Origin of the sequence: Pseudomonas sp. SWRI179, assembly GCF_014268705.1 — a bacterium.
Classification (GTDB): domain Bacteria; phylum Pseudomonadota; class Gammaproteobacteria; order Pseudomonadales; family Pseudomonadaceae; genus Aquipseudomonas; species Aquipseudomonas zanjanensis.
On record NZ_JABWRA010000104.1, the window covers coordinates 1 to 7,547 of the forward strand.

7 protein-coding genes are annotated in these 7,547 nt (G+C 62.7%); 6 read left to right on the forward strand and 1 reads right to left on the reverse strand.

Annotated elements, in window-relative coordinates:
• The first annotated feature begins 129 nt into the window (after window positions 1-129).
• From HU767_RS28255 to purT, 4 genes are all read left to right on the forward strand, one after another.
• Entirely contained in the window at window positions 130-708 is a 579-nt protein-coding gene (locus tag HU767_RS28255; protein ID WP_186709955.1) for a PadR family transcriptional regulator, read from the forward strand.
• Entirely contained in the window at window positions 705-1,490 is a 786-nt protein-coding gene (locus HU767_RS28260) for a siderophore-interacting protein (RefSeq protein ID WP_186731082.1), read from the forward strand. The genes HU767_RS28255 and HU767_RS28260 overlap by 4 nt, the downstream gene beginning before the upstream one ends.
• Window positions 1,491-1,737: 247 nt before the next feature.
• Window positions 1,738-2,205: a preQ0 transporter gene (locus tag HU767_RS28265; RefSeq protein WP_186709959.1), complete on the forward strand. Its 468-nt coding sequence runs from the start codon at window positions 1,738-1,740 to the stop codon at window positions 2,203-2,205.
• Window positions 2,206-2,295: 90 nt separating this feature from the next.
• Window positions 2,296-3,477, forward strand: coding sequence for a formate-dependent phosphoribosylglycinamide formyltransferase (gene purT, locus HU767_RS28270; RefSeq protein WP_186731083.1), 1,182 nt, complete (start codon window positions 2,296-2,298; stop codon window positions 3,475-3,477).
• A 300-nt stretch (window positions 3,478-3,777) separates the two neighbouring features.
• On the opposite strand, the gene HU767_RS28275 is transcribed toward purT, so the two are convergent.
• Window positions 3,778-6,192, reverse strand: coding sequence for a glucose/quinate/shikimate family membrane-bound PQQ-dependent dehydrogenase (locus HU767_RS28275; protein ID WP_186731084.1), 2,415 nt, complete (start codon window positions 6,190-6,192; stop codon window positions 3,778-3,780).
• A 498-nt stretch (window positions 6,193-6,690) separates the two neighbouring features.
• Between HU767_RS28275 and HU767_RS28280 the strand changes: the two genes are divergently transcribed.
• Together HU767_RS28280 and HU767_RS28285 are read left to right on the forward strand one after the other, a co-directional pair.
• Window positions 6,691-6,921, forward strand: a complete 231-nt coding sequence (locus HU767_RS28280; RefSeq protein ID WP_003205228.1) for a VF530 family protein — start codon at window positions 6,691-6,693, stop codon at window positions 6,919-6,921.
• 12 nt (window positions 6,922-6,933) lie between these two features.
• Window positions 6,934-7,547, forward strand: a 614-nt coding sequence (locus HU767_RS28285; protein WP_186731085.1) for a Pr6Pr family membrane protein, incomplete at its 3' end; no start/stop codon positions are given.

Sequence of the window (7,547 nt, forward strand, 5' to 3'; positions counted from 1 at the left end):
CCTTACCCCATGCTGATGAAAACACGTCGATCAGCAAGGGCTGAGGTCAGGAAGAATGGACACCCGAAGAAGGTTAAGTAAGTGCCATTCATATCTGAGTGCTATCTATATGCAGAACGGAGACAGCATATGAACGCCCTTTATTCTCATTCCGACGCGTCCTCCAAACGCGAACACGACGGTTTCGAACGACGCCCGACAGGCTCGCGTGGCAGTCGGGCTCCCCGGGTCTTCGCCGCCGGTGATTTGAAGGTGTTATTGCTGGCGCTGATCGCCGAACAGCCGTGCCACGGCTACGACCTGATCCGCCGGATCGAGCACATGTTCGACGGCGCCTATAGCCCCAGCCCCGGCGTGATCTACCCGACCCTGACCTTCCTGGAAATGAACGCCATGATCATCTGCGGCGTCGACGATGGAAAAAAATGCTACAGCGTGACCGATGCCGGACGTCTATCCCTAGAGGACCAGGCCGAAGCGCTGAATGAGGTGCGTGCGCGCATCGAAATCAGCAAACGCACGTTGCGCGGCCATGACCGTCCAGCGGAAATCCATGAAGCGGTGTATAACCTGCGCCATGCCCTGCAAAAGCATCATGGCCGCTGGAGCCCGGAAGAAATCCGGCGGGTGCGCGACCTGCTCGACGCCACCGCCAAAGCCATCGTCGACGGCCCCGACCGTCCACCTGTCTCGGAGTCAAGCCAATGACCGAAGTCGATCCAAACACCATTCACCGTGTCAGCCACGACATCAAACGCCGTCGCCTGCAAGTGTTGCGGGTGGAAGACCTGACCCCACGCATGCGCCGCATCACCGTCGGCGGGCCGGAACTGGCCGGGTTCGCCAGCCTGGGTACGGACGATCATGTGAAATTGCTGTTCCCGCAGAACGCCGAGGAACACGCCGCCCTGGAAAACTTCAGCCCCAGCGCTGGTAAGACCCAGGGCGCGATGCCCCAGATGCGCGACTACACCCCGCGCCGCTATGACCTGGACACCCTGGAGATGGACATCGACTTCGTGCTCCACGGCGACGGCCCGGCCTCGACCTGGGCGGCCCAGGCGGCGCCCGGGCAATACCTCAACATCGCCGGGCCCCGGGGCTCGATGATCGTGCCGGACATCTTCGACAGCTACCTGCTGATCGGCGACGAAACCGCCCTGCCCGCCATCGCCCGCCGCCTCGAAGGGCTGGCGCCCAACCGGCGTGCGCTGGTGGTGGTGGAGGTGGAAAACGGCGCCGAGCAGCAAGTGCTCCAAAGCCCGGCGCAGGTGCACGTGATCTGGGTGCTGCGCGAGGGGCGCCAGGACAACCTGCTGCGCACCGTGCAACAGCTGGACATGCCCGGCGGCAAGCTGTACGCCTGGGTCGCGACCGAGAGCAAGGTGTCGCGGCAGATTCGCAAGGTGTTGCTGGAGGAGAAAGGGTTGGACCAGGATTTTGTGAAGGCGGTGGGGTATTGGAAACTGGATGGTAGTGAGGCAGATTGAGGGACGGGCGGTGCTGAAGTACCCTTCACTCACTGACTGAGCACAGCCTTTGTGGCGAGGGAGCTTGCTCCCGCTGGGCTGCGCAGCAGCCCCCCAAAAAACAGTCACCTCGATCTATCTGATCCACCGAGTTGTCAGGTTTTGGGTCTGCTTCGCAGCCCAGCGGGAGCAAGCTCCCTCGCCACAAGGGGCTTCGTTGCCCTTGAGGGTTTCACCGACATTCCATCCCCACCAGGTACCCCGCCCCATGCTTTTCCTGCTCGCCTACATCAGCAGCGTCGTGCTGATCAACTTCGCGTTTTCCGCCGCGCCGCACCTGGACATCATCTGGTCGGCCTGGGGCGGGCTGGTGTTTATCCTGCGGGACATGGTGCAGACCCGTTTCGGCCATGGCGCCATCGTGGCGATGCTGGCGGCGCTGGTGTTGTCCTATGTCACCTCGGATCCGACCATCGCCCTGGCCAGCGCCACGGCGTTCGCGGTGTCCGAATGCATCGACTGGCTGGTGTTCACGATCACCAAGCGCCCGCTCCATGACCGGTTGTGGATCAGTTCAGCCCTGAGCATTCCCCTGGATACATTCATTTTCTTCGGCCTGATCGATGCCCTGACGCCCGCCGTGGTGATCACCGCCCTGCTCTCGAAATTCGCCGGGGTCACCGCCGTCTGGCTGATCATGGCCTGGCGTCTGCGCAAACAGGCCGTCGCCGGCTGACGCGGTTCATGTAAAATGCCGCGCTTTCTCCCCACGGGAAGCTCGCCCGGCGCGCGCCCCGATGATCCGCTCCTGTTTGAGGACCTTCAGATGACCCGTATCGGAACCCCATTGTCGCCCACCGCGACCCGCGTTTTGTTGTGTGGCAGCGGCGAGCTGGGCAAGGAAGTGGTGATCGAACTGCAGCGCCTGGGCGTTGAAGTGATTGCCGTGGATCGCTACGCCAACGCGCCGGCCATGCAAGTGGCCCACCGCAGCCATGTGATCAACATGCTCGACGGCGCGGCCCTGCGTGCGGTGATCGAGGCCGAGAAACCGCATTTCATCGTGCCGGAAATCGAAGCCATCGCCACCGCCACCCTGGTGGAGCTGGAAGCCGAAGGTTTCACCGTGATCCCAACGGCTCGCGCCGCGCAGTTGACCATGAACCGTGAAGGCATCCGTCGCCTGGCCGCCGAAGAGCTGGGCCTGCCCACCTCGCCGTATTTTTTCGCCGACACCGTGGAGGACTACCGCAAGGCCGTCGAGACCCTGGGTTTCCCGTGCGTGGTCAAGCCGGTGATGAGTTCCTCGGGCAAGGGCCAGAGCCTGCTGCGCAGCGCTGATGACGTGCAGGAAGCCTGGGACTATGCCCAGGAAGGCGGCCGTGCCGGCAAGGGCCGGGTGATCATCGAAGGTTTTATCGACTTCGACTACGAAATCACCTTGCTCACCGTGCGTCACGTCGGCGGTACCACGTTCTGTGCACCGGTCGGCCACCGTCAGGAAAAAGGCGACTATCAGGAATCCTGGCAGCCCCAGGCCATGAGCCCGGTGGCGCTCGCCGAATCCGAGCGCGTCGCCAAGGCGGTGACCGAAGCCCTGGGTGGTCGCGGCCTGTTTGGCGTCGAGCTGTTCATCAAGGGTGACCAGGTGTGGTTCAGCGAAGTCTCGCCGCGCCCGCACGATACCGGCCTGGTGACGCTGATCTCCCAGGACCTGTCGCAGTTCGCCCTGCACGCCCGCGCGATCCTCGGCCTGCCGATCCCGTTGATCCGCCAGTTCGGCCCTTCGGCGTCGTCGGTGATTCTGGTGGAAGGTCAATCGACCCAGACCGCGTTTGCCAACCTCGGCGTGGCCCTGAGCGAACCGGACACCGCCCTGCGCTTGTTCGGCAAGCCGGAAGTCAACGGCCAGCGCCGCCTGGGCGTGGCCCTGGCCCGCGATGAATCCATCGAAGCCGCCCGCGCCAAGGCGACCCGGGCTTCCCAGGCGGTCAAGATCGAACTGTAAAACAGGCTGAGCACAACCCCAAGGCTGAGCACGATCCCCTGTGGCGAGGGAGCTTGCTCCCGCTGGATGCGTCAGCATCCCCTGCAGTGTGATGGCTGGCAAAGCAGGGGGCCGCTTCGCAGCCCAGCGGGAGCAAGCTCCCTCGCCACAAAAGCTAAAAAGCTAAAAAGCTAAAAAGCTAAAAAGTTCAGAAGCTCAAAAGTTCGGAAGCTCGGAGGCCTGCGTTCGCAGAGACTCCGCGCTGCTAAAAAAAGGCGACACCCGCCAGGGTGTCGCCTTTTTCATGGGCGCCGGTTGGGCTTAATCCGGCAGCTTGTAGGCAATCACATAATCACCCTGCTTGGTGCCCAGGGAACCATGACCACCCGCGACGACCAGCACGTATTGCTTGCCGTCCTTGCCGGTGTAGGTCATCGGCGTGGTCTGGGCGCCGGCGGGCAGGCGGCCTTCCCACAGCTGCTTGCCGTTCTTCACGTCGTAGGCACGCAGGTACTGGTCCAGCGTGCCGCTGAGGAACGCCAGGCCGCTGGCGGTGGTGAACGTGCCACCCAGGCTCGGGACGCCCATGCTCAGCGGGATCGGAACCGGCGAGCTGTCGCGCACGGTGCCGTTCTTGTGCCTCCACAGGGTCTTGTTGTTGGTCAGGTCCACGGCCGCGACATAACCCCACGCGGGCGCCTGGCACGGCAGGCCCATGGGCGAGAGCAGCGCTTCGAGGATCACGCCATAGGGCGCGCCCTTGTTCGGCTGCACGCCTTCGGTTTCGCTCTTGCGACCCGGGCCACCGGCCACTTCCGCCGCCGGCACCAGTTTCGACTTGAACGCCATGTAGCTCGGGTTGACGAACGCGATCTGGCGCACCGGGTCGACCGAAATGCCGCCCCAGTCGAACACGCCGAAGTTACCCGGATAGACGATCGAGCCTTGCAGCGACGGCGGCGTGAACATGCCGTCGTAACGCAAGGACTTGAAGTCGATCCGGCACAGCATCTGGTCGAACGGGGTCACGCCCCACATGTCGCGTTCCTGAAGGACCGGCGGCACGAAGTTCAGGTCGGACATCGGCTGGGTCGGCGAGGTGAAGTCGCCTTCCACCGCGCCTTGCGGCACCGGGATCTCCTTGATCGGCACGATCGGCTGGCCGTTGCTGCGGTCCAGCACGTAAATGCTGCCCTGCTTGGTCGATGCCAGGACGGCCGGTTTCACGCCATCGGCGGTCTTCAGGTCCATCAGGGTCGGTTGACCGCCGACGTCCATGTCCCACAGGTCGTGGTGGGTGAACTGGAAGTACCAGCGCACTTTGCCGGTGGCGATGTCCAGGGCGGTCAGGCCGGCGGCGTATTTCTCCGATTCCGGTGTGCGGAATCCACCGAACTGGTCGGGGGTCTGGTTGCCCATCGGCAGGTAGAGCATGCCGAGTTTTTCGTCGACGCTGAACATGGACCACATGTTCGGCGAGTTGCGGGTGTAGGTCTTGCCTTCGGCAATCGGCGTGGTGTCGTCGGGGTTGCCGCTGTCCCAGTTCCACACCAGCTTGCCGGTGTGCACGTCGTAGGCACGGATGACACCGCTTGGCTCGTCGGTGGAAACGTTATCGGTGACGTGACCGCCGATCACCACCAGGTTTTGGGTGACCGCCGGTGGCGAAGTGGAGTAGTAACCACCGGCCGTGAAACCGCCGATATTGGCGGTCAGGTCGACCTGGCCCTTGTCGCCGAAGTCTTCGCACATCTTGCCGGTGTCGGCATTGAGGGCGATCAGGCGGGTGTCGGCGGTCGGCAGGAAGATCCGTCGTGGGCACACGGTGCTGGCCGGCGTGGTGCTGGCGGCGCCGGTCGGGCTCTGCTCGGCGGAGGCGTAAACGGCGTCATCGTGGTAGGTCACGCCACGGCAGGTCATGTGGGCCCAACCCTTGAAGTTTTCCGCTTTTTGCGTGGAAAGCTTCGGATCGAAACGCCAGATTTCCTTGCCGGTCTCAGGCTCCAGGGCAATCACCTGGCTGTGAGGCGTGCACACGTAGAGCATGCCGTTGACCTTCAACGGGGTGTTTTCGGCGGTGGTTTCACCCGGGTCGTTCGGCCCTGGCAGGTCGCCGGTGCGATAAGACCAGGCTTCCTTCAACTTACTGACGTTCTCTGGGGTGATCTGCGCCAGCGGCGAATAGCGGTCGCCATGGGCACTGCGCCCGTAGGAGTTCCAGTCGCCGTCCGGCATGGCCGGTGCGGTGTTGGCCATGCCCGGCACGCTGTCGCGGTCCAGTTGGCCCTTGATCTCACCCGGGTTAGTGAACTGGCTGGCGAGCGCGGCGATACCGGCGATGACCACGGCGGCACCCAATGCGCGAGTGCCCATGGCCGAGGCATCGGCGGTCAACAGCGGGCGACGGAACCACGGCAGCAACATGACGATGCCCAAGGCAAACAGCATCGCCAGGCGCGGCACCAGTTGCCACCAATCCAGGCCCACTTCCCAGAGTGCCCACACGGTGCTGGCGAACAGCACCAGCGCGTACAAGCCCAAGGCAGCGCGACGGGCCATGATCAGCAGCACGCCGGTCAGCGCCAGGCCGATACCGGCCAGCAGGTAATACAGCGAGCCGCCGAGCGTGCTCAGCTTGATTCCTCCGGCCAGCAGGGCCAGGCCCATCAATAGAAGCAGAATGCCGAGCAAGCTCGGGAGCAGACGGCTTCGACTCAAAGCACCCTCAGTGCTCATAGTGTGATTCTCCGTGTCGTTTTGAGGAGTCCCGCGCAAGTAGTCACTTTAGATGACGATCTTGCGGGGGCATGGTTCAGTTGAAAAAAGGCAAATTCGGTTGCCGCGATCGCTTGTGGGAGCGGGCTTGCTCGCGAAAGCGGCGGATCAGTCAGCTCGGCGTTGAATGTAAAATGGCCTTCGCGAGCAAGCCCGCTCCCACAGGAATCAGTCTGAGATAGCGCTGTCTTTATAAAGTCAGAACATCGGGCATTTTTGATAATTCGATAGGAGTGAGCTATACGCAGAGGCTCTGGCACACCAGAAGAAGCGTTTCAGCAGGCGGCGCAAGGATAATGTCCAGTTACAAATAGAGAAAGCGCTTTTATTGACATGAATCATTTCGGATTCAGTAACAGTGCGCCTGGCCCAGGAGGCCACGACGAAGGCTATGCTTCCACCACAAGGGCACCTCGGCTAAGGTGCGCGGCTTTACCCTTTTTCGCGCGAAGGCCTCCAATGACCGAACCCAACAACAACCCGCTGCACGGCGTGACGCTGGAGCAGATCCTCAACGCCCTCGTGCAGCATTACGAATGGTCCGGCCTGGCTGAGCGCATCGATATCCGCTGCTTCAAGAGCGACCCGAGCATCAAGTCGAGCCTGACCTTCCTGCGCAAGACGCCTTGGGCGCGAGAGAAAGTCGAGCGCCTGTACATCAAGTTGATGCGCACCAAACGGCCGGTCTGAATAGCCGTGGGGATGGTCAGAGGTCCTCACCTCACCCTGCGGCAGCGCTTCGTGTCGGTGGCAGCGCTGCTGGCCTGGGCGGGGTTAAGCATCCAGCTGTATCTGATTCTGCTGGGCCGCTGGGAACTGGGCGCGAGCCTGCTGGGTGGGTTGGTGAGTTTCTTCAGCTTCTTTACAGTGCTGACGAACCTGTTGGTCGCGGTGGTGCTGACCTGGGAGCTGACCCCGCGCCCCTCCCCGGCCCGACGCTGGTTCCTCAGGCCCAGTGTACGCAGCGGCATCGCCGTGAGCATCGCCCTGGTCAGCCTGGCCTACAACCTGCTGCTGCGCCATCTGTGGCAGCCCGAGGGCTGGCAGTTCGTGGCCGATGAATTACTGCATGACGTGGTGCCGTTGCTGTACATCGCCTATTGGTGGCGGTGCGTGCCCAAAGGCAGCTTGCGATTGGGCCACGTTGGGTTGTGGATGATCTACCCCTTGGTCTATTTCGCCTATGCCCTGCTGCGCGGGGATTTGCTGGCGGCCTACCCCTACCCTTTCATCGACGTGGCGAGCCTGGGTTATCCACAGGTGTTCATCAATGCCGGGGGGATATTGGTGGGGTTTGTTGGGATTGCGCTGGGGGT